Genomic DNA, 20764 nt, shown 5'->3' with positions numbered 1-20764 from the left:
AAAATACAAGGGTTTACCCTGATAAAGAATGGTTTTTAAAGAAGATGCTTACTGGAATTCCAGAAAATTGGCCCAATAGATCCTTCAGCCGCACTATTCAGACTGGAGATTTATCTTGGCACGTGCAAATTGCAGGCAACTCACCTGTTCATGTCCTTCTTCTTCATGGCACTGGATCCTCCGCTCATACCTGGGGAAATTTATTTACCGAGCTGGCAAAAAATTACACCGTAATTGCGCCCGATCTGCCGGGTCATGGATTCACCAAAAATCATGGCAAGAAAGATCTCAACCTAGATGCTCTAGCTGACAAGCTCTCAGAACTCAGAGAGGCTCTCAAGATTGAGTATTTCGACCACATCATCGGTCACTCAGCAGGAGCTACCTTAGCTCTGAGTTACACGCTCAAAAACAAGCAAGCAAAAACCATTGTGGGCCTAAATCCATCGCTCATTAGTTTGCCGAGTTTTTATCATAAATTTGTCGCGCCATTTTTAAATCCGATAGTGACTTCCTCATTCTTTACTGCCGTACTGAGTGACCTCCTACCTCACACCAAAATGATCGATAGCCTCATTGACTCAACCAATACCAAGCTCGATGCTGAGAAGCGAGAGAGATACAAAACCTTATTTAAGAATGCTCATCATCTCAATGGATCTATGAGCTTCATGGCAGGTACGGATATACCAGGCCTACTTGAGCAATGCAGTCAAATTAAGTCTGAACTGACTTTCATCTTGACCGAAGATGATGGCTGGATTCCAGCACCAGCTTTACGTCAAGTGATTCAGGAGTTTTTCAATCAAGCAAAGATGATTGAAATTAAAGGAGGGCATATGTTTCATGAAGGGAATGAAAAACTTGCTCTTGAATTAATTAAAGAAGCTTTACACGAACAAGGGGGAAGCCATGTCCACAGTAGTTAATATCTTGTTGGGTTTAGGTGTTCTTGCTGGCTTAGGACTTTTTGCCAATGCTTATTTCAGAGGTCAAAAAGTTCTTAAGAAATTATCGCAAAAGAAAATACATTAATAATTTGCCAGCTGAATCGCTGCCTGCGATATTTTTTTACCAGAGCTCGTAAATGGCAATGGAAAATATTGTGCAGCCATAGCACTAGATAATTCTTGAGCCAACACCTCTGGCTTAGGCGAGGTATCGACAAACAAAAGTCGATGGTTTTTAAGACGCAATTCTTTGGCCGCCATCAAAGCGTCACTGTGAGCGCCCGCCCTTCCTCCAACACCATTGAGATTCACATTGGCCTTACCATCACTCATGATGACAATAATGGGCGTTAAACCTTTGCGCTCAAGCGAAATGGCCATCTCATTTGCAGCCCGAAAACCTGCAGCCAGAGGTGTGCCCCCTCCACCTGGAAGAGTTGCTAAATTTCTTTTGGCTCTAGCGAGTGATCGTGTAGGCGGTAGAACAATTTCTGCTTTAGCTCCTCGCATTGAAACCATGGCAACCTCATCGCGCCGGATATAGCACTCAGCTAATAATTCTTCTAAAGCGCCTTTGGCTTCAGCCAAACGCTGCGTTGCAGAAGATCCAGAGGCGTCAACCAAGAAAATAGTAACGGTCCCTCGCCTTCTTAAATACTGCTTAATGTGAAGGTCTTCTGATCTAAAGTCGATCTTGCTGCGGACTGTTTTCTGCTGACTATCACTAAGCGCCATGCCTCGTAATCGCTGCCAAGGTATCGCCGCTCTAATGCTTTTGAGAATATCGAGACGTCTGCCATCATTGGGCCTGCCCTTAGAAGAACTGAGCGGCCTTCCACTGAAGAAGCTTTTCTGAACGGCTCCCGACTTTCCTGAGCTGTTTGAAGCAGACTTACCAGACCGCGTACTTTGTTTCACTTGACGTAAAAACTGAGGCGGAATTGAAGCCTTAACGGCCTCTACAATAATGTCTTCTAGATCCTCTTTAGATGGCTGCTCCTGATTCTGCTGATCCGATGTTTCTGGCTCATTTTGAGGATCTTCAGGTTGCTGTTCCGAATCGCGGTCATCTTGATGATCATCGGTATTTTGATCCGCTTGATCATTCTGCTCCATCTCGGGAGGAATTTGCATACGCTTAGAGGGGGTGTATACCAAACGTGCAGCATCAATCACCTCACTCTGACCAACCTCCTGCAAACCTCTCAATGCAGCCAAGGTTTTTGCCGTCTCTAGCGCAAATAGATTGGCCCTTAAGGAGATCACGCCAAGACTAAGGCCTGCTTTTGTCATTACCTCGACATACTCATCATCACACTTAACTGAAGGTAAAAGCTTTCTTGCCTCATGAATATCCTGCGCGTCAACCTCAAGAGATTGGCTGATATCAGCCATGGCAAATTGATCTAAGTAAAGCTCAAAGGCCAATCTATCTAAAAGTCGTGGACTAATAAACTCATCCGCACTGTCGGACTCATCAAATGCAATCACTCCAAAATGAGTATCCCCATCAACAGTATTTTTTTCATCAAGAGCTTGGGAGATCAGCGCAATGGCCTGTAAATCCATGCGCTCTACCATGGGGAGCAAAAGGAGATTGCCCTCTACTCTCTTTAAAAGACCCTTACTCATGATTAATGAGCCTGCCTGAAGGCTAGCCTCAATATCCAATGCACCCATGAGTTGCTCTGCTGAAATATTGGCGGGAGCTTTGAGTATTTGCATGCCGCACGCTGCAGACAAATCCTTTGCATACCCAAGCCATGCATCTCTTACTGGGCCAAATTGACTTTTGACCGTAACTCCCTTGAGACCCCTAGGATTAATTGCCACCAAAATAGCAATTAAATTGGCATCAAACCAAGCTGTCTGATCTGGTTTCACTTTGTTGCAAAGAACTCTTGCATAGCACGATCAATACGCGCTCCTGAAGAACTATCATCAAGTGGATTACGTCGTAATCGATGACCAAGAGCAAGGGGAGCAATTTTTTTCAGGTGATCGAGATTGGCCTTCTTCTTACCCTCAAACGCAGCTAAGGCTCTAACTCCTCTTAATAGGGTCAACTCACCTCTTAAGCCATCGGTTCCTAAATGGGCACAGAGTTTGGTAGCAACCTCCAGCAAGCTATCGTCTACTTCGACTTTATCTAACAGTTTTTGAGACTTCAGAATTTTTTTCTTGAACTCTTCTTCTGCTTTACTCCACTTAGCAATAAAGAGTTCTGGATTTTTTTCAAATTCATCACGTCTTTTAATGATCTCTACTCGCTCTTTAAAGTCACTAGGTGTCCTTACTTCGGTAGATAGACCAAAGCGATCAAGCATCTGTGGGCGCAACTCACCCTCTTCAGGATTACCACTGCCAATCAATACAAAGCGCGCAGGATGACGAATACTTAAGCCCTCACGCTCAATAATATTTTCACCGGAAGCAGCTACGTCAATCAATAGATCAACTAAGTGATCTTCGAGTAAGTTAACTTCATCGATGTACAAATAACCACGATTAGCTTTTGCAAGTAGTCCTGGTTCAAAAGATTTAATGCCTTGTGTCAGAGCTTTTTCAATATCCAATGCGCCGACTACCCTATCTTCCGTCGCGCCAAGCGGTAAGTCCACGACCGGCACAGCAATGTTCTCTACCTTTAACTTGATGCCCTGCGCTATTTTTGCCTCACACTCGGTACAAAGATTTTTTGATTCTGGGTTGCAGTGGTACTGGCATCCAGCAATTGATTTCATGGAGGGCAATAGCGCCGCCAGGGAACGAATAGTGGTGGACTTTCCAGTTCCGCGATCGCCAAAAATCAGAACACCACCGATCAAGGGATCGATTGTGCACAGCGTAATCGCTAGCTTCATTTCTGCTTGTGAAACAATTGCTGTAAAAGGAAAGTTCAGGGGCATTGCTATTCCAAGACAAATTATTATTGAAGATCAAATTTAGTTTAGTCTAACTAAATGTTAATGTTGCACTTACCTATTAGTAATATCCTCTAGATTAAGAAAAAAATTAGCGGTATTTATTTAAATGCTATGTCCCAAACCCTAAATTCCTCCTCTGGCACTACCCCTGTGGCCCCCAAGCGCCTCGTGATTGCCTCCCGCGAATCTCGCCTAGCCATGTGGCAGGCCCAGCACTTGCAAGCTTGCCTACAAAAGCTCTATCCGGGCTGTGATGTCCAGATTCTGGGGATGACTACCCGGGGGGATCAGATTTTGGATAAGGCCTTATCTAAAGTGGGCGGTAAGGGTCTGTTTGTCAAAGAGCTCGAAACGGCCCTAGAAGACGGCAGAGCAGATTTGGCAGTCCACTCGCTCAAAGATGTCCCGATGGTCATGCCAGACGGTTTTGATCTCACTTGCGTGATGGCTAGAGAAGATGCCAGGGATGCCTTTGTCTCCAATGACTATGCTAGTTTGGAAGATTTGCCAAAGGGTGCCATTGTGGGCACATCAAGCCTTCGCCGTGAGTCGGTACTACGAGCCCGTTTTCCTCACCTAGTGATTGAGCCACTACGCGGTAATTTAGATACCCGCATGGGTAAGCTAGATCGTGGTGAGTACCAAGCTATTATTTTGGCGGCGGCTGGTTTAAAGCGTTTAGGACTCGAGAGTCGTATTCGAGCCTTCTTGCCGTACGATCCCTATACCCCGGCTGCTGGGCAAGGAGCCTTGGGTATTGAGACCTTGAGTGCCCACCCGCATATCAAAGACTGGTTAGCCCCCTTAAATGATATGCCCACGCTCTTGGCAGTATCTGCTGAGCGCATGGTCTCTCGTCAATTAGGAGGCTCTTGTGAAGTGCCCCTAGCAGCGCACGCTACTTGGGATCAAAACCAACTGCAAATCCGCTCTTTTGTCGCTAGTACCGATGGCAAGGCCATTTGCCTGGCTAATGGCAAAGGAGTAGTGCAATCACTTGCCGATGCAGAAGCACTAGGCTTAGCTGTGGCTCAAGATTTACTAGCGCAAGGTGCGGCGGATTTGATTCCGAAGCCCCTATAAAATCGCTAAAATTAAACCTATATATCAACTTTGACTCACCCCAACATTAAAAGGTAGACATGTTCTCCAAAACAATTATTAGCCTAGCTTTTCTGTTCATCATGTTGCTTGGTCTCATCCTAGCGATACGAGATCAGGAATACACCCTCTTTGTTATTGGCCTAGGCGGGTATTTTCTTTCTGCTATCACTCCAAGTTTATGCAAGTGCTACAGAAAATTAAACTCATCTCATGAGTAGTTGATAGTATGAGTAATACCAAAAATAAATTTCATTTTTGGCGCTTCATCCCCTACTTGCTTGCCAGTATTATTGGGTTTGGCTATGGGTTTAAGTTTGGTTACGAAATCAGTGGAACGGGTCTCGCCGTTCTGACCGGCATAGTCACCGCACTCATTTGTAATTTCATGATGGAGTATGTGGTGCACAAAATATCTGGCCCACGATAAACACCTCACATATCAACATGAGGTGTCTCAAGTAAATCTTTTACTTATATTTGCTAGTAAGGCGTTTTGCCATTGATGCAAGAGTGATAAGGCAAACAATTACCCAAGCTGTTAATAAAATTCCAGTTACATTCATCTCTGTCTCCTCGAATAAAACGCATACTTCGTAAAATAGATACAACGGCTAAAAGCGATTTTATTTCCTCTTCGGCAAAAGCGTTGTCATGGAAAAAATTGTAGCAATCAATAGGCCAATTTCCAAGAAATATACGAAAGAATAGCCTGTGGCTGGGCCTATTACCCCCTCAGGGAGCCAATTTGTTGCGCCAATTGCAACAACAATATCTCGAATGACCCCGCCCAGGCCAATTGCAATCCCGGCCGCAGTTGCCTGCACTGCGCCCCATGCCCCCAATGCAAGACCCCTTTGATTGGAAGGTGCCAACTGCATCGTTGCAGTTAAAGTTCCGTGGCTGAAAAGGCCGCCGCCAAAACCAATCAAAAAAGTACCTAACAAGAAAAGTACCGTCAAAGCCAGTGGTGCAGATAACGCAATCAATAGAAATGCTGGAATACCCACTAGTGCGCCAATAGTGGCCATATAGAACGGATCAGTGCCTTTACCAAGCACACGAGATGCCCAGCTGAATCCAATTAATCCCCCAAGCGCTAGGATTGCAGTGAGCATGGTGGTATCACTCACACTCATACCTAAAATCTGCCCGCCATAAGGCTCCAGTAAAACTTCATTCATACTAAAAGCCATCGTTCCAAACCCAACAGCAATCAGCCTTCTTTTAGCGTTGCCACCTTGGGCAAAAGTGCGCCAAGAATCTAAGAACGAAGGCTCTCTAGAGGATTTCTTTTCTACTTGACCTCTAGGCTCTTGTTTCCACAAGGAGATGACATTCAGTAGCAGCGTAATAATTGCAGCAGCTTGAATGACCTGAATTAATTTGCCAGGGCTAAATTCATTTAAAGCCAAACCAAATACCAACGCACTCACAATCATGCCAAGCAGCTGCATGACGTACATCAACCCAACCACTTTCGGCTGATCGACTTCAGGCGCCAGATCTGTCGCTAGGGCCAAGCCTACTGTCTGAGTAATATGGATACCAGCACCTACCAGTAAAAATGCCAGGCCAGAGGCAGCCCAACCAATCCAAACTGGCGCTTGTGCAGATTGGCCAGCGCCCGATAAAACCAGCAATGCGAATGGCATGATGGATAGTCCGCCAAATTGAACTAGCGTACCCATCCAGATAAAGGGCACTCTTCGCCAACCAAACGCCGATTTATGTTTGTCCGAACGAAAGCCTATGAGAGCTCTAAAAGGGGCAAAGATGATTGGCAATGAAATCATCACTGAAACAATCGAAGCTGGCACATGCAGCTCCACAATCATCACGCGGTTTAAGGTACCAACCAGCAAAACCAATGCCATCCCTGAGGAGGCCTGAAAAAGAGAGAGTCTTAGTAATCTTGATAGAGGTAAGTCATCTGAAGCAGCATCCGCAAAGGGAAGATATCGAGGCCCAAGATTAGACCAGGACTGCATGAGCATTTTTGTCACTCGCTTCATTTAATAAATTCTACCTTAGTGGCATAGATATACATGAAGTAATGCTGATGGTTTTTATGTAATCGTAGAAACTAAAAAGGCTGGTATTAAGCCAGCCTTGATAGTGGTCTAAAGCGCTTTACTTTTTAACCGGTGCCGCGGGTGCCGTTGCTACTGCCGCCGTCTTGGCGCCACCCTCTAAGAAACCACTAACCCAAGTTGTATGAGTCAAGATTGCTAAGTGCACACTAAAAGAACCGATTGCCACTGCTGCTAGCATGATCGGAACTCCAACTGTAGGCTTCACTACCGTCCACATTTTTCCGTAAATCATATTGATCTCCCTTTTCCTTATTTAAGCCAAGGCGAATAAATATAAGCAAGCAAATGTGCTAGTGCTGCAATCATCCCAAAAAACTGGGTCCCCTGAATCAGATTCCGATGCAACTCCTCTGATTGTTCCTCCGTCAGGCCGGTAAGGCTCATTTTTCCATCTGACATAGTTTGCGTCTCCCTATAGAAAAGACTAACTAAACGTGCAACCCCGCACGCAGGGTAGTGACCAAAATCACTGTTTCCAATTACTACATATGTAATCTATTAAATACACTTAGAAATGTCAAGGTTAATGTACATATTTAATTCAGGGTTAGTAAATTTTCTATAAAAATCATATACCTATAGAAATAATTAATTTCCGATTGATTTTTGATTGTTGTAAAAATATATACAAAATTAGTATTTACCCTAATATAAAAGTCGTCAAGATTTCTATAGCGATAAATGCCTATCAGTGGTGACTGGTCGCTTTATAACAATGGGAATAACCGGTAGCCGCGCTTCGTAGATCTGAGGCTAAGTTGTATGACTTTTAACTCAGCCATGCATTCGTTGGGCTGAAGCCAACGATGAATATCAAGAAGTCTTTAGGTAGTTGCCAAATGCAAATACTGAGTTTGGACCTAAGCGTGGCTTAGCCTTCTTCAACGCCCTCTTCTTTTGTGGAATAGCTAGAACCTGAGTAACGTGACTAGGTTTAACGTGGTTAAAGCCTTTTGTACTTTGCTCAATCGTAATGGATAACTTTTGCAATGCCTCAGATAGCGTCATCTGCTGCATTTGAATACTCATATGTTTATCAAGATCAGACCAAAAAATGGAGCCTAAATCCTCACGAACTATTTCATTTCCGCCCATTAGGCATACAACGTCATACAAGGAAATGTCTTTTGATTCTTTACTCAAAGAGTAACCACCACCAGGACCACGATGACTTCTGATCATTCCAGCAACCCTTAATTGAGAAAAGATAGTCTCCAAATAAGAATGAGACAGCTTGTGCCGATGACACATGATCGGAATTGAAATGGCACGGCCGTGTGCAGTATGGGCTGCAATGTCCAACAGAATTTGGAAGGCAATTTTGCTTTTACTAGAGATTCGCATGCTTTCAATATACCTCTAATAGGTCCAAAGTAAAACCCCCCAATATTTCAGCAGGGGTTTATTTAGATCAAAAATCTGGCCAGAGTAAAAAAGGTCATTCCCAATAATATGGTCGCCAAGATGCTGTTGGTGACCAAGAATCCAATCGTCCCACCAATAGCTCCAAATAGCTGGGGTGAAAACAGGTTTAATTCGAATAGTTGCGTTGCTGGATCTTTTACAAACAATACATCTGGAAGAACAATTGCAATCAGTGCAGCGGTAGGTGCATAGCGTAAGAACTCATGAACAGTTCTAGGAATAGGGAATTTTGAGCCAGCCAAAAGAAAAGAGCCTCTGCTCAGCATGCTGACTAGCATCAGTCCAAAAAAAGCAATCCATAGGTCTACTATATTCATACGATCTTCCTTTGAGATTGTTTATCCACCAATACCGCAGCCATCACGCCAGCAATCACTGAGCAAACAATCGTTAAGCGATATGGCAGATTGATTGTTAAGGCGCAAGTAACTGCGGCGGTTAATGCTGAGATAACCGCAGTTTTATGTTTAATCGCGGGAATGATCAAGGCTATCAATGCGAGAGGTCCAGCAAACCCAAGTCCCCAAGAGCTCGGAATATAAGACCCACCAAAAATGGCGATTAATGCACCGATCTGCCAAAAAAACCAATGTGCTAAAACCATCCCCATGAAATAGAGCAGTTGAACCTGACTCCCTTGAGGATTTTCTGGTGATGGAAACTTTTCAATGAATTTCGCAAAACTCATATCGGTGTTTAGGCCTCCGATACCCAACCTTTGCCAGAAAGAATAACGTTGGAAGTGAGGCTGAAGGACAGCGCTAAAAATGACAAAACGGGACATCACAATTAATGCCGTTAGCCAAACAGTCCAAAACGGATAATCTCCGGCAAGCAATGGCATCACCGCCAACTGGGATGACCCAGCATAGACCAGAATATTGAACCAAAATGTATTTGCTGGGCTAAGTCCAGCGCTGAGCAAACTAATACTCGTGACTAACGACCAAGCAATGATGCCCGGAGATGACTCGAGCATCACTTTGCAGCCCTGAATAAAAGGGGGTTGTTGGAAAAATTTCAAAAGGGTTATGCTTTGATCAAATTAATAGACTACGGCCTGACCATCACGACGAGGATCGCTAGCAGCAATATAGCCATCGCCAATATCATCCGATAATCTCCAAATAAATTGTCCTGCTCCAAAATCCATATATGGATCCTCTATTTTTTTCAGCGTGTGCCCCAGTGCAGATAAACCCTGGACGGTATCTGGATTCATATTTGACTCAACATCTAAACTGAAGTCGCGGTTAACCTTCCAGCGAGGAGCATCACAGGCTGCCTGAGGTTGTTGGCGATACGAAAGCATTCTTAAAACGGTTTGTAAGTGGCCTTGAGGCTGCATGTCACCCCCCATCACACCAAAACTCATTTGCGGGACACTACAATTTTCCTCTTTGCGCATTAGAAACGCTGGAATGATCGTATGAAATGGATGTTTACCTCCTGCCACCACATTGGCTGACTTGGGATCCATCGAGAAACCAAATCCACGATTTTGCAAGCTGATTCCCCAGTCGGGAACAACTACACCAGAACCAAATCCCATGTAATTACTTTGAATAAATGAAATCATGCGACCATGTTCATCAGTAGCAGTTAAATAAATTGTCCCTCCAGACTGCGGCATACCAAAATTAAAGTGAGTAGCCTTGTGCGGGTTAATTAACTTGGCACGCTCTGATAAATATGCTGGGTCTAACATTTGCATAGGCGTTACCATCATTGACTTAGGGTCTGCAACATATTGATAAACATCTGCAAATGCCAACTTCATTGCCTCAATTTGCAGATGCTGACTCTCAACACCGTCTACAGGCAAACTAGCAAGGTCGAAGTTTTGCAAGATGCCAAGAGCTATCAACGCACCTATACCCTGACCATTTGGCGGAATTTCATGCATGGAATAGGTTTTTCCATCTGCAGCATAAATATCCTGAGAAATTGTCCCGACCCACTCTGGTTTGTAGCTGGAAAGATCATGCTCCGTCATTGATCCACCATGATTTTTTGCATGCAAGGCAATCTCTTGAGCAATCTCTCCTTCATAGAATTCACGAATTCCAGAGCGTGCAATTTTTTTAAAGGTCTTAGCTGCCGATGGAAAACGAAAGGCCTCTCCAATTTCTGGAGCGCGTCCATGAGGCATAAATGTCTGCGCAAATCCGGGCTGCTGCTGAAGATCGGGTATGGCGGCTGCCCACTTATGAGCAACTACGGGCGCCAGAGCATATCCCTTTTCAGCAATTTCAATTGCAGGTTGTAATAAATCTTCAAACGGAAGTGAGCCAAAACGTCTATGCAGCTCTTCCCAGCCTGCCAATGCTCCTGGCACCGTCACAGAATCCCAACCTCGCATAGGTTTATTTGCTAAACCATGACTATCAACTCCATATTTACGTGAAAAATATTCTGGACTCCAGGCTTGTGGGGCCACTCCCGATGCATTCAAACCATGCAACTCCTTGCCATCCCAAATGATTGCGAAGCAGTCACTTCCCAAGCCATTTGATACCGGCTCCACAATCATTAATGTTGCCGCAGCAGCTATGGCAGCATCAATCGCATTACCGCCCTGGTGAATAATCATGAGGCCAGCTTGTGCAGCCAAAGGATGTGAAGTAGATACGACATTTCGCCCCATCACCGGCACCCGAATACTTGGGTATGGATTATTCCAATTAAATTTCATAAATCAATTATTCCGCGTTAATTTGAGCCTTTTAATTCAGATTACTCCAACACATCCGCTTTTTTGTAACCCTCAATGACATTTCCCGAAAAAACCCAAAATAGGCTCCGAGCCATCTATTTCTATCAATCTAATATCGTATATGATAATTTTTTAAAATCTCTATTCAATATTCCAATACTCCGTGAATCAAAACCATCTTCAAGAATACTCTTTTGACCACTTAGTGATCATAGGTAGAGATAAGCTTCATGCGCTGAGTCAAAAATTTTCTACCCAAGGGTTTCAATTAACGCCCATTGCTCACCATAATTTAGGCTCAATCAATCAGCTCATTATGTTGGATAGCGCCTATATTGAGCTACTAGGGTGGGAGCCTGACAAGCCCGTCCAAAGAGTAGAAATTGCCAATCAATCACTTGGTTTAAACGCTCTTGTGTTTCGCACAGATGATGCTCAAAAAACCTTTGAGCAACTATCAAGAATGGGATTTTCTGTAAACCCAGTTCAAGACCTCAGTCGTGAATCCGAATTTTTAGGTAAATCAGTACTAGTTCAATTTAAAGCAGTACGATTTTCTAAACAACCGCTTCCTGGTATTAGGATCTATTTTTGTGAACACCTGACACCGCAGTATGTTTGGCAGAATAAATGGCTAAAGCACTCTAACCAATTGAGCCGTCTACAGAAAATTACGATTACAAGTCCTGATATTGAGGACAGCAAAAAAGTTCTCAGTAGACTACTAAATCTCAGTGAAGAGCACATCATCTCCGAAGAAGAGTCTATTCAATTAATTCTTCCGAATATTGAATTAAACATTCAAAAAACACCTCATTTCAATGAGGCACAAATCCTAAGTGTACAGATATGTAAAACTTCCTTAGATCCTGTAGACTTCAGCATTGATAGTCATTTCTTCCAAAATCTCTAGAGATCAGACAATGAAAATTACTTTTAAATTAATTTCGAAATTACTTCTCTCCAGCTTAACTATTTGTGCTCTGTCGAGTGCAAGTTATGCTCAAAGTGATAAACCCCTCACTTTAGTTGTGCCATTCCCTCCGGGTGGCAGCACCGATATCACTGCGCGCACCATTCAGTCTAAGCTTGCAGAGCGAATTGGCAGACCTGTAGTGATTGAAAATCGTCCTGGAGCTGCCAGTCAAATTGCTACCCAGCATGTATCTCGATCAACACCTGATGGAAATACCTTATTAATTAGCTTTGATAATCACTCCATTAATCCAATTGTTAAACCCAATCTTCCCTATGACACTTTTAAGGATTTTGTAGGAGTAAGTTTACTAGTACGCTTTCCTCTTGTGATAGCAGCTAACCCATCCGTGCGTGGAAATAACTTAGCAGAATTTATTGCTTCAGCGAAAAAAAATCCAGGTATGTATAGCTATGCATCAACTGGAATAGGCTCACTAAACCAGTTGGCTATGGAAGATATAAAACGTAAAGCGGGAATATTTGTGCTTCATGTTCCTTATGGCGGCGGCGGTCCTGCTATTGCAGCAGTCGTCGGCAATACTACCAGTATGACCCTACTCAGCTATGCCGCACTGAAGGGTCAAATCCAGGCTGACAAGCTGAAGGCGCTTGCCGTTACAGGAGCGCAACGCTTACCAGAACTACCAAATACTCCAACTGTTGCAGAATCAGGCTATCCAGGATTTGAGGCTTACTCATGGATCGGAGCTTTTGCTCCGGCTGATACTCCAGGTGCTACTGTGAAAAAACTGACTGCTGATTTTCAAGCGGTATTAAATGATCCTGAAATTAAGTCCAAACTGACACAAGGGGGCTTCGACGTGCAAGCTAGCGATGGTCCCACCTTGGATAAACATGTTAAGCGCGAGTTTGACCGGTGGCAGCAATTTGTAAAAAATACTCGGCTTAATTTAGAAGATTAATATGCATGACAAAATAAATGGCGCTGAGGCTCTCGTGCGCATGCTCCAAGAATACGATGTCAAACATATTTTTGGATTATGTGGCGACACTAGTCTCCCGCTTTATGATGCGCTTGCCACTCTTGATCACGGGATACAACATATTCTCACTCGAGATGAGCGTAGCGCTGGATATATGGCCGATGCTTATGCAAGAGTAACGCACAAGGTTGGCGTCTGCGAAGGACCTAGCGGTGGTGGTGCAACCTATCTATTGCCAGGGTTGGTTGAAGCTAATGAATCCTCTATTCCTATTCTAGGAATTACATCTGATGTGCCAGTCACATCCCGTGGCAAATTTCCTCTGACTGAGCTTGACCAGCAGGCCTTATATAGACCACTAACAAAATGGAATACCACTATTGATTTAGCTGAGCAAATACCTTCAGCTGTTCGCAATGCTTTTAGGGCAATGACAACTGGCAAGCCGGGTAGCGCTCATATTTGCCTACCGCATGATGTACAAAAGCATCCCGTCTCCTCCAGTGATATCTGGGCTCAAAAAGAACATTCTCACTATCCATCACAACGCTATGTGGCAAATGATGAAGATATTGAGAAAGCAACAAAGGAAATCTTAAGCGCTAAATTTCCTGTATTTATCTGTGGTGGCGGCATTATCAATTCTGGCGCAGAACAAGTCCTTCAAAATATCGCAGAATTACTGAATATTCCTGTTTGCACCACCGTGAGTGGCCAAGGCAGCTTATCTGACACCCACCCTCTCAACGTTGGTGTTGTAGGAGCCAATGGCGGAGTCATGGCAACCAGAGAAGTGGTTAATAGTGCTGATCTTGTATTTTTTATTACGTGTCGCGCTGGATCGACAACTACTGAGAATTGGCGCTTCCCCAATAAGACAATCCCCATCATCCATTTGGATATTGATCCAGAAACCATTGGTGCAAATTATCCAACCAAGGTAAGCCTGGTTGGTGATGCCAAACTAACCCTTGAAGAACTTCATGGCAGATTAAAGGCAAGCATCCAAAATAGAGTCAATGGCTGTGTCGACGGAAAAGCGATAGTTGCTAAAGCAAAAGCACTCAAATTTGAGCCTTTTCTTAAACTAGCTAATAGTAAGGACACGCCGATTCTGCCAGAAAGAATCGTGCATTCCTTAAATAAACTTTTACCTAAAAATGCTATTGTTTGTGCAGACCCTGGCACCCCATGCCCCTATTTTTCTGCTTATTTTCAAAGCGAAATATCAGGAAGACACTTTATTACCAATCGCGCTCATGGCGCATTAGGTTTTGCAATGTCCGCGGCCATTGGGGCAGCCGTTGGTCAACCTCAATCTAAGTGTGTCGCCGTTATGGGCGATGGAAGCTTTGGTTTTACAGTTGGTGAATTAGAAACTATCACTCGTTATAAGCTACCAATTCTGATGATTGTGATTTCCAATTCAGTATATGGCTGGATTAAAGCGAGCCAAAAATCAGGATATAACGAACGTTATTATTCCGTTGACTTTAATCGCACCAATCATGCCAAAGTCGCTGAAGCTTATGGGGTGCGCTCTTGGAGTGTTGATAACCCTCAAAAATTAGAGGCAATCCTTAAGGCTGCAATTGAATGTGGTGAACCAGCATTAGTGGATATTATTTCCCAACCTCTACAAGATGCAGCTGCGCCTGTAAGCCAATGGATGGGCTAAAGAGTAGCTAAGAGAAACGGTTGGACTATTCCCACTCAATCGTTGCAGGTGGCTTGCCACTGATGTCGTACACCACTCGATTGATGCCACGCACTTCATTGATGATGCGATTAGAAACTTTGCCTAATAACTCATGGGGTAAATGTGCCCAGTGCGCCGTCATAAAGTCTTGTGTTTGAACTGCTCTGAGCGCCACAACATATTCGTAGGTTCTGCCATCACCCATCACACCAACCGATTTGACTGGGAGAAAAACTGCAAAGGCTTGACTCGTTAAGTCATACCAAGACTTTTGGCTCACCTCATCAATGGTGTTACGTAATTCTTCAATAAAGATTGCATCAGCACGTTGCAAGAGATTTGCAAACTCAGCCTTCACTTCACCCAATATACGCACACCTAGACCTGGGCCAGGGAATGGATGGCGATAAACCATCTCACGTGGCAAACCCAATGCCACGCCGAGCTCACGTACTTCATCTTTGAAGAGCTCGCGCAATGGCTCTAGCAGCTTGAGGTGCATATCCTCCGGCAAGCCACCGACGTTGTGATGACTCTTGATGGTATGCGCGCCCTTTTTACCCTTACCAGCAGACTCAATCACGTCTGGATAGATGGTGCCTTGAGCAAGCCACATAGCATTCTGAATCTTGCCAGACTCGCTCTGGAAAATTTCTACAAATTCTTTACCGATGATCTTGCGCTTTGCTTCAGGATCAGAAACGCCTGCCAACTTACCCATAAAGGTATCTTTTGCATCTACTCGAATCACTTTGACGCCGAGATTGCGGGCAAACATCTCCATGACCATGTCGCCTTCGTTCAAACGCAGTAGGCCGTGGTCAACAAACACACAAGTTAATTGATCGCCAATCGCACGATGAATCAGAGCAGCAGCAACGCTGGAGTCAACGCCGCCCGATAAACCCAGAATGACTTCTTCATCACCCACTTGCTTACGAATATTTTCAACAGCCTCACTGATGTAATCACCCATCACCCAGTCAGGCTTGCATTTGCAAATCTCATGCACAAAGCGCTCAATGATTGCAGTGCCTTGAATGGTATGAGTAACTTCTGGATGAAATTGGAATGCATAAAAACGGCGATCTTCATCTGCCATTCCAGCGATAGGACAAGACTCAGTGGAGGCCATCAACTTGAAGGCTGGAGGCATAGTGGTAACAGAGTCACCATGGCTCATCCACACCTTGAGGATGCCATGTCCTTCGCTAGTAGAAAAATCCTGAATACCTTTGAGTAAATTAGTATGGCCATGAGCACGCACTTCTGAGTAACCGAATTCACGGGCCTTGCCTAGTGACTCGGCAGACGCTACTGCGCCACCCAATTGGGTTGCCATCGTTTGCATGCCGTAGCAAATACCCAATACAGGCACACCTAATTCAAAAACGATTTGAGGGGCCCGAGGGCTACCAGATTCTGTTACCGAGGTTGGACCGCCAGAAAGGATGATTCCTTTACCGCCCTGCTCTTGGATAAATTGGCGAATGAATTCTGGATCGCAATCATAAGGATGGATCTCTGAATACACTCGTGCATCACGCACACGTCTAGCAATTAATTGAGTTACCTGAGAACCAAAGTCGAGAATCAGTATTTTGTCGTGCACGAAAGAAACAGCCCTAATCAATGTGGTAATTCGGCGCTTCCTTGGTGATCTTCACATCATGAACGTGTGACTCGCGTACACCTGCTGAAGTGATTTCCACAAAATTGGCTTTTTCATGTAACTCGTCAATCGTTTTGCAACCAAGATAACCCATCGAGGAACGAATACCTCCAGTGAGTTGATGCAAGATTGCCAGAACGCTGCCCTTGTATGGCACTTGACCTTCAATGCCTTCTGGAACTAGCTTCTCTGCATTGGCAACAATATCGTTTTGGAAATAGCGATCTGCAGAACCATCAGCCATCGCGCCCAAGGAACCCATGCCACGATAACTTTTGTATGAGCGTCCTTGATACAAGAACACTTCTCCAGGGGCTTCTTCGGTACCAGCAAACATACCACCCATCATGACAGAGCTTGCGCCAGCAGCGAGCGCTTTTGCAACGTCACCAGAATAACGAACGCCACCGTCTGCAATTAATGGAATGCCTGTACCTTTAAGTGCAGCAGCTACATTCACGATCGCAGTAATTTGCGGAACACCAACACCCGCAACAATACGAGTGGTACAGATTGAACCAGGACCAATACCAACCTTCACACCATCAGCACCATGATCTGCTAAAGCTTTAGCTGCATCACCGGTAGCGATATTGCCACCAATCACTTGAACATGAGGGAAGGTTTTCTTGACCCATTTAACGCGATCGAGAACGCCTTGGCTATGACCGTGAGCAGTATCAACGACGATCACGTCAACGCCTGCACGAACTAAAAGCTCAATACGCTCATCATTATCAGGGCCAACGCCAACAGCCGCGCCCACGCGCAGCTTACCTTCGCCGTCTTTGCAGGCATTAGGATGTTCGGTAGCCTTCAGAATATCTTTAACAGTAATTAAGCCGCGTAATTCAAATTTGTCATTGACAACTAAGACTCGCTCTAAACGATGTTGACTCATCAAGCGTTTTGCTTCCTCTAATGAGCAACCCTCTTTAACGGTTACTAAACGCTCACGTGGAGTCATTTTTGTTTTTACTGCAGCATCTAAGTCTTCTTCGAAGCGCAAATCGCGATTGGTAATAATGCCGACGACTTCTTTGCCAACCAATACTGGAAATCCAGAGAAACCATGTTCACGAGAGAGCTGAATCACTTGACGCAGAGTGACTTCTGGCGCAATCGTAATTGGATCACGCAGCACACCAGATTCATAACGCTTTACTTTTGCTACTTCGCGCGCTTGTTCAGCTGGTGTTAAGTTTTTATGAATGATTCCTATACCACCTTCGCTGGCCATGGCAATTGCCAAACGACCCTCGGTCACGGTATCCATAGCAGCAGATACGAGCGGTGTATTAAGAGAAATTTCTCGAGTTAACTTACTTGCCAGACTGGCATCTCGAGGGAGTACCGAAGAATAGGCCGGTACGAGGAGCACATCGTCAAAAGTGAGTGCTTTTTGAATGAGTCGCATGCAAAACCCCTAGTCGCAAAAACAGATTATAGCCTCCTAGCCTTTCTTTTAGCTGCGGCAGCCTGGAATTTGGCATCCTGATTCTGATTAGCCTTCTTTCGCCTAACGCTCTTAGGGTCTATTAGTAGCGGGGAATAGAGCTCTAAACGGTCCCCCGAGTAAATTGGGCTATCCCAGTCTTTGCGCTTCCCAAAGACCCCAAAACAGCCTTTTCTAGCTAGAGCGGGATCATCCTGACCGGTCGCAATGCCCGCTCTCACTAAAGCCAAGCCTACTGTTGGAAGCTCACCAGCTTTCAGAACTAATTGAAAAGGGCGCAGAGCTGGCTCTCCCTTCCTAGCATCACATAGCAAGAGATCTAGACTAAGACTTGCCATCAAGGTCCTCCGCCCTTTTCACAAAGCAATCTATGAAGGTCCCGGCAATATGACCAAAAACGGGGCCGATGATCTTATCTAGGATGACACTCTTAAATTCCCAATGGAGCCTAAATTCGACTTTGCAGGCGTCTTCACGCAGGGGAATGAAATTCCACTGCCCTGAAAAATGCTTAAAGGGGCCATCCACAAAGACCATATCGATGGTTTCTGGGCGGTGATTGATATTTCGGGTATGAAAGAACTGATTAATACCCTTGAAATTGATATTGATTTTGGCGTCCAAAACGGTCTCAGTCTGCTCAAAAATTTCGACCCCGCCACACCAAGGCAAAAACTCAGGATACCGAGCCACATCAGTCACTAAGCCATACATTCGGTCGGCTGATTGGCCAATTAAAACGGTCTTGTGGACGTCTGCCATAATCGATCTTGGAAGCTAAATAACTATGAGTATCGTCGATAACAAAAAAGCCTTCTTTGATTATTTTATCGAGGAACGCTTCGAGGCTGGACTTGTTCTGGAGGGCTGGGAAGTCAAAGCCATCCGCGCAGGTCGCGTGCACATCAAGGAAGCGTATGTCGTCATTCGCAAGGCGGAGCTTTTCCTGATCGGCTGCCATATTACCCCCCTGCTTTCAGCATCTACTCATATCGTTCCCGAGAGCACTCGCACCAGAAAACTTCTACTCAATGCCATTGAGATTCGCAAGTTGATTGGCAAGGTCGAGCAAAAGGGCTATACCCTGGTCCCGCTAAACCTCCATTTCTCCAAAGGGAATGTGAAATGCGAAATTGGGCTTGCCAGAGGTAAAAAACCAGCATGACAAACGTGCTGCCACCAAAGAGCGGGAATGGGAAGTTCAAAAGGGTCGTATTGCAAGAGGCGATTTAAACGCCTAGTAGGTCAAGAACTGGGGTAGACTGCCCACAGCGTCAATATCTGAGCATATATGCACTTTTATAGTGCAATACAGCACCAAGCCGCTTCAAATCCCCAAATCCAGTTTTTTTAAAGGCATTAGTTTTAGAGCTATGAAATTGCCTTTTGATGAAATGCTCGACGCTGCAGGTAAAGCGCGTCCCCACTACCAAATTTTTCATAATTGGTTAAAGCAGCAGAGCGATTCCCTGATGGGTCTAAAGCGTGCTGAAGCAGATCTCATCTTTAGACGCGTCGGCATTACTTTCGCAGTCTATGGTGATGACCTTGGAGCTGAGAGAACCATTCCCTTTGATCAAGTACCCCGTATCTTTACCGCCAAAGAATGGGAGCAACTAGAAGCCGGTTTGCGTCAACGCGTTAAAGCACTCAATCGATTTATCTATGACGTCTATCACGATGAAGAAATCATCAAAGCAGGCATTGTTCCGGCTGAACAGATTTATAACAATGCGCAATACCGCCCAGAAATGCGCAACGTTAGTGTGCCACGCGATATCTACGCGCAAATTGCTGGTATTGATATTGTTCGCGCAGGTGAAGGTGAGTTTTATGTACTAGAAGATAACTTACGTGTTCCATCTGGCGTGTCATACATGGTTGAAGATCGCAAGATGATGATGCGACTCTTCCCGGACCTCTTTCAAAAATATCGCATCGCTCCTGTTGAACACTATCCAGATCTTTTATTGGAGTGTTTGAAATCGGTTAAGCCCAATGATATTAAGAAACCAAACGTAGTCGTTCTAACGCCAGGGATGTATAACTCTGCATACTTTGAGCACAGCTATCTTGCGCAACAAATGGGGGTTGAACTCGTAGAGGGCAAAGATTTGTTTGTGAAGAGCGAACAGGTCTTTATGCGGACGACTCAAGGCCCCGAGAGAGTAGATGTGATCTATCGCCGCGTAGATGATGACTTCTTAGACCCGCTTGCCTTCCGCTCTGACTCTACCCTGGGAGTTGCTGGACTTTTGTCAGCGTATCGCGCTGGAAATGTAACCTTAGCTAATTCAATTGGTACCGGCATTGCTGATGACAAATCGATCTACCCATACGTCCCAGAAATGATTGAGTTTTATCTTGGTGAAAAACCGATTCTGAATAACGTACCGACCTTCCAATGTCGCAAAGCTGACGATCTTGCATATACCCTAGCCAATTTAGAGAAGCTCGTTGTAAAACTCACTCATGGCGCAGGTGGCTATGGAATGCTCGTTGGACCCGCCTCTACCAAAGCTGAAATCGAAGAATTCAGAAAGCATTTAATTGCTAATCCTGATAAATATATTGCCCAACCTACTCTGGCCCTCTCCACCTGCCCTACTTTTGTCGAGTCTGGCGTTGCCCCAAGACATATTGATTTACGACCTTTTGTGCTCTCTGGCAAAACCATCAAGATGGTGCCAGGCGGATTAACTAGGGTTGCCCTCAAAGAAGGTTCTTTGGTCGTGAACTCCTCCCAAGGCGGCGGAACTAAAGATACCTGGGTACTAGAAGCGTAAGAGGGATAAGAAAA

Annotated in this window: 21 protein-coding genes and 1 pseudogene; 9 read left to right on the top strand and 13 right to left on the bottom strand. The window is 44.8% G+C overall.

Annotated features, from left to right (window positions below; all coding sequences use genetic code 11):
* Positions 1-44 precede the first annotated feature (44 nt).
* Positions 45-929, top strand: coding sequence for an alpha/beta fold hydrolase (locus B6A14_RS06120; protein ID WP_087909611.1), 885 nt, complete (start codon positions 45-47; stop codon positions 927-929).
* Positions 913-1035: a hypothetical protein gene (locus tag B6A14_RS10475; protein WP_255533998.1), complete on the top strand. Its 123-nt coding sequence runs from the start codon at positions 913-915 to the stop codon at positions 1033-1035. Before B6A14_RS06120 ends, B6A14_RS10475 begins: the two co-directional genes overlap by 17 nt.
* Here B6A14_RS10475 and B6A14_RS06115 read toward each other — a convergent pair.
* Entirely contained in the window at positions 1032-2834 is a 1803-nt protein-coding gene (locus tag B6A14_RS06115) for a magnesium chelatase subunit D (protein WP_087909608.1), read from the bottom strand. The two genes, B6A14_RS10475 and B6A14_RS06115, sit on opposite strands and share 4 nt — an antisense overlap.
* Positions 2831-3859, bottom strand: coding sequence for a magnesium chelatase ATPase subunit I (bchI, locus tag B6A14_RS06110; protein ID WP_087909605.1), 1029 nt, complete (start codon positions 3857-3859; stop codon positions 2831-2833). The genes B6A14_RS06115 and bchI overlap by 4 nt, the downstream gene beginning before the upstream one ends.
* Positions 3860-3988: 129 nt before the next feature.
* On the opposite strand from bchI, the gene hemC reads away from it, so the two are divergent.
* Together hemC and B6A14_RS06100 are read left to right on the top strand one after the other, a co-directional pair.
* On the top strand, positions 3989-4960 hold the full coding sequence (hemC, locus tag B6A14_RS06105; protein ID WP_087909603.1) for a hydroxymethylbilane synthase: 972 nt from the start codon (positions 3989-3991) through the stop codon (positions 4958-4960).
* Between the two features lie 247 nt (positions 4961-5207).
* Complete coding sequence (locus tag B6A14_RS06100; protein WP_087909601.1) at positions 5208-5408, top strand: hypothetical protein; 201 nt, start codon at positions 5208-5210, stop codon at positions 5406-5408.
* A gap of 196 nt (positions 5409-5604) precedes the next feature.
* On the opposite strand, the gene B6A14_RS06095 is transcribed toward B6A14_RS06100, so the two are convergent.
* The 7 genes from B6A14_RS06095 to B6A14_RS06065 all read right to left on the bottom strand — a co-directional run bounded on the left by B6A14_RS06095 (position 5605) and on the right by B6A14_RS06065 (position 11194).
* Entirely contained in the window at positions 5605-6993 is a 1389-nt protein-coding gene (locus B6A14_RS06095) for a PucC family protein (RefSeq protein WP_087909598.1), read from the bottom strand.
* Between the two features lie 118 nt (positions 6994-7111).
* Positions 7112-7306 (bottom strand): light-harvesting protein, encoded by a 195-nt coding sequence (locus tag B6A14_RS06090; RefSeq protein ID WP_087909596.1) that lies wholly within the window; start codon positions 7304-7306, stop codon positions 7112-7114.
* A gap of 17 nt (positions 7307-7323) precedes the next feature.
* Entirely contained in the window at positions 7324-7458 is a 135-nt protein-coding gene (gene pufB / locus B6A14_RS06085; protein WP_269088051.1) for a light-harvesting antenna LH1, beta subunit, read from the bottom strand.
* 429 nt (positions 7459-7887) lie between these two features.
* Entirely contained in the window at positions 7888-8418 is a 531-nt protein-coding gene (locus B6A14_RS06080; RefSeq protein ID WP_087909591.1) for an RrF2 family transcriptional regulator, read from the bottom strand.
* 62 nt (positions 8419-8480) lie between these two features.
* The gene (locus B6A14_RS06075) at positions 8481-8816 is read right to left on the bottom strand and encodes an AzlD domain-containing protein (RefSeq protein ID WP_087909590.1); all 336 of its coding nucleotides are present in this window, start codon (positions 8814-8816) and stop codon (positions 8481-8483) included.
* Positions 8813-9478, bottom strand: coding sequence for an AzlC family ABC transporter permease (locus B6A14_RS06070; protein ID WP_161491114.1), 666 nt, complete (start codon positions 9476-9478; stop codon positions 8813-8815). The genes B6A14_RS06075 and B6A14_RS06070 overlap by 4 nt, the downstream gene beginning before the upstream one ends.
* Positions 9479-9544: 66 nt before the next feature.
* Entirely contained in the window at positions 9545-11194 is a 1650-nt protein-coding gene (locus B6A14_RS06065; RefSeq protein ID WP_087909588.1) for a gamma-glutamyltransferase family protein, read from the bottom strand.
* Positions 11195-11378: 184 nt separating this feature from the next.
* Here B6A14_RS06065 and B6A14_RS06060 point away from each other — a divergent pair, with 184 nt between their 5' ends.
* Genes B6A14_RS06060 through B6A14_RS06050 form a run of 3 tightly spaced genes read left to right on the top strand, consistent with a single transcriptional unit; the run spans position 11379 to position 14815 of the window.
* Positions 11379-12128 (top strand): VOC family protein, encoded by a 750-nt coding sequence (locus B6A14_RS06060; RefSeq protein ID WP_161491113.1) that lies wholly within the window; start codon positions 11379-11381, stop codon positions 12126-12128.
* 10 nt (positions 12129-12138) lie between these two features.
* A complete protein-coding gene (locus B6A14_RS06055) occupies positions 12139-13116 on the top strand; it encodes a tripartite tricarboxylate transporter substrate binding protein (RefSeq protein ID WP_087909586.1) in 978 nt (325 codons plus the stop codon).
* Between the two features lies 1 nt (position 13117).
* On the top strand, positions 13118-14815 hold the full coding sequence (locus B6A14_RS06050) for a thiamine pyrophosphate-binding protein (protein ID WP_087909582.1): 1698 nt from the start codon (positions 13118-13120) through the stop codon (positions 14813-14815).
* A 25-nt stretch (positions 14816-14840) separates the two neighbouring features.
* Here B6A14_RS06050 and guaA read toward each other — a convergent pair whose 3' ends face one another.
* From guaA to B6A14_RS06030, 4 genes are read right to left on the bottom strand one after another with little or no spacing between them, the layout of a single operon-like run.
* Positions 14841-16448, bottom strand: coding sequence for a glutamine-hydrolyzing GMP synthase (guaA, locus tag B6A14_RS06045; protein ID WP_087910293.1), 1608 nt, complete (start codon positions 16446-16448; stop codon positions 14841-14843).
* A 13-nt stretch (positions 16449-16461) separates the two neighbouring features.
* Positions 16462-17925 carry an IMP dehydrogenase gene (gene guaB / locus B6A14_RS06040; RefSeq protein WP_087909579.1) on the bottom strand — a complete coding sequence of 488 codons (1464 nt, stop codon included), beginning with the start codon at positions 17923-17925 and terminating at the stop codon, positions 16462-16464.
* 26 nt (positions 17926-17951) lie between these two features.
* Complete coding sequence (locus tag B6A14_RS06035) at positions 17952-18302, bottom strand: RnfH family protein (protein WP_087909576.1); 351 nt, start codon at positions 18300-18302, stop codon at positions 17952-17954.
* A complete protein-coding gene (locus B6A14_RS06030) occupies positions 18289-18726 on the bottom strand; it encodes a type II toxin-antitoxin system RatA family toxin (protein WP_087909573.1) in 438 nt (145 codons plus the stop codon). Before B6A14_RS06030 ends, B6A14_RS06035 begins: the two co-directional genes overlap by 14 nt.
* A 25-nt stretch (positions 18727-18751) precedes the next feature.
* Between B6A14_RS06030 and smpB the strand changes: the two are divergent.
* Positions 18752-19205: pseudogene (gene smpB / locus B6A14_RS06025) on the top strand (SsrA-binding protein SmpB).
* A gap of 132 nt (positions 19206-19337) precedes the next feature.
* A complete protein-coding gene (locus B6A14_RS06020) occupies positions 19338-20750 on the top strand; it encodes a circularly permuted type 2 ATP-grasp protein (protein ID WP_087909571.1) in 1413 nt (470 codons plus the stop codon).
* The last annotated feature ends 14 nt before the right edge of the window (positions 20751-20764 follow it).

This window comes from Polynucleobacter hirudinilacicola, from assembly GCF_002192535.1.
Classification (GTDB): Bacteria; Pseudomonadota; Gammaproteobacteria; order Burkholderiales; family Burkholderiaceae; genus Polynucleobacter; species Polynucleobacter hirudinilacicola.
Note: the sequence above shows the minus strand (reverse complement) of the source record. Positions and strands in the feature narration are given on the sequence as shown.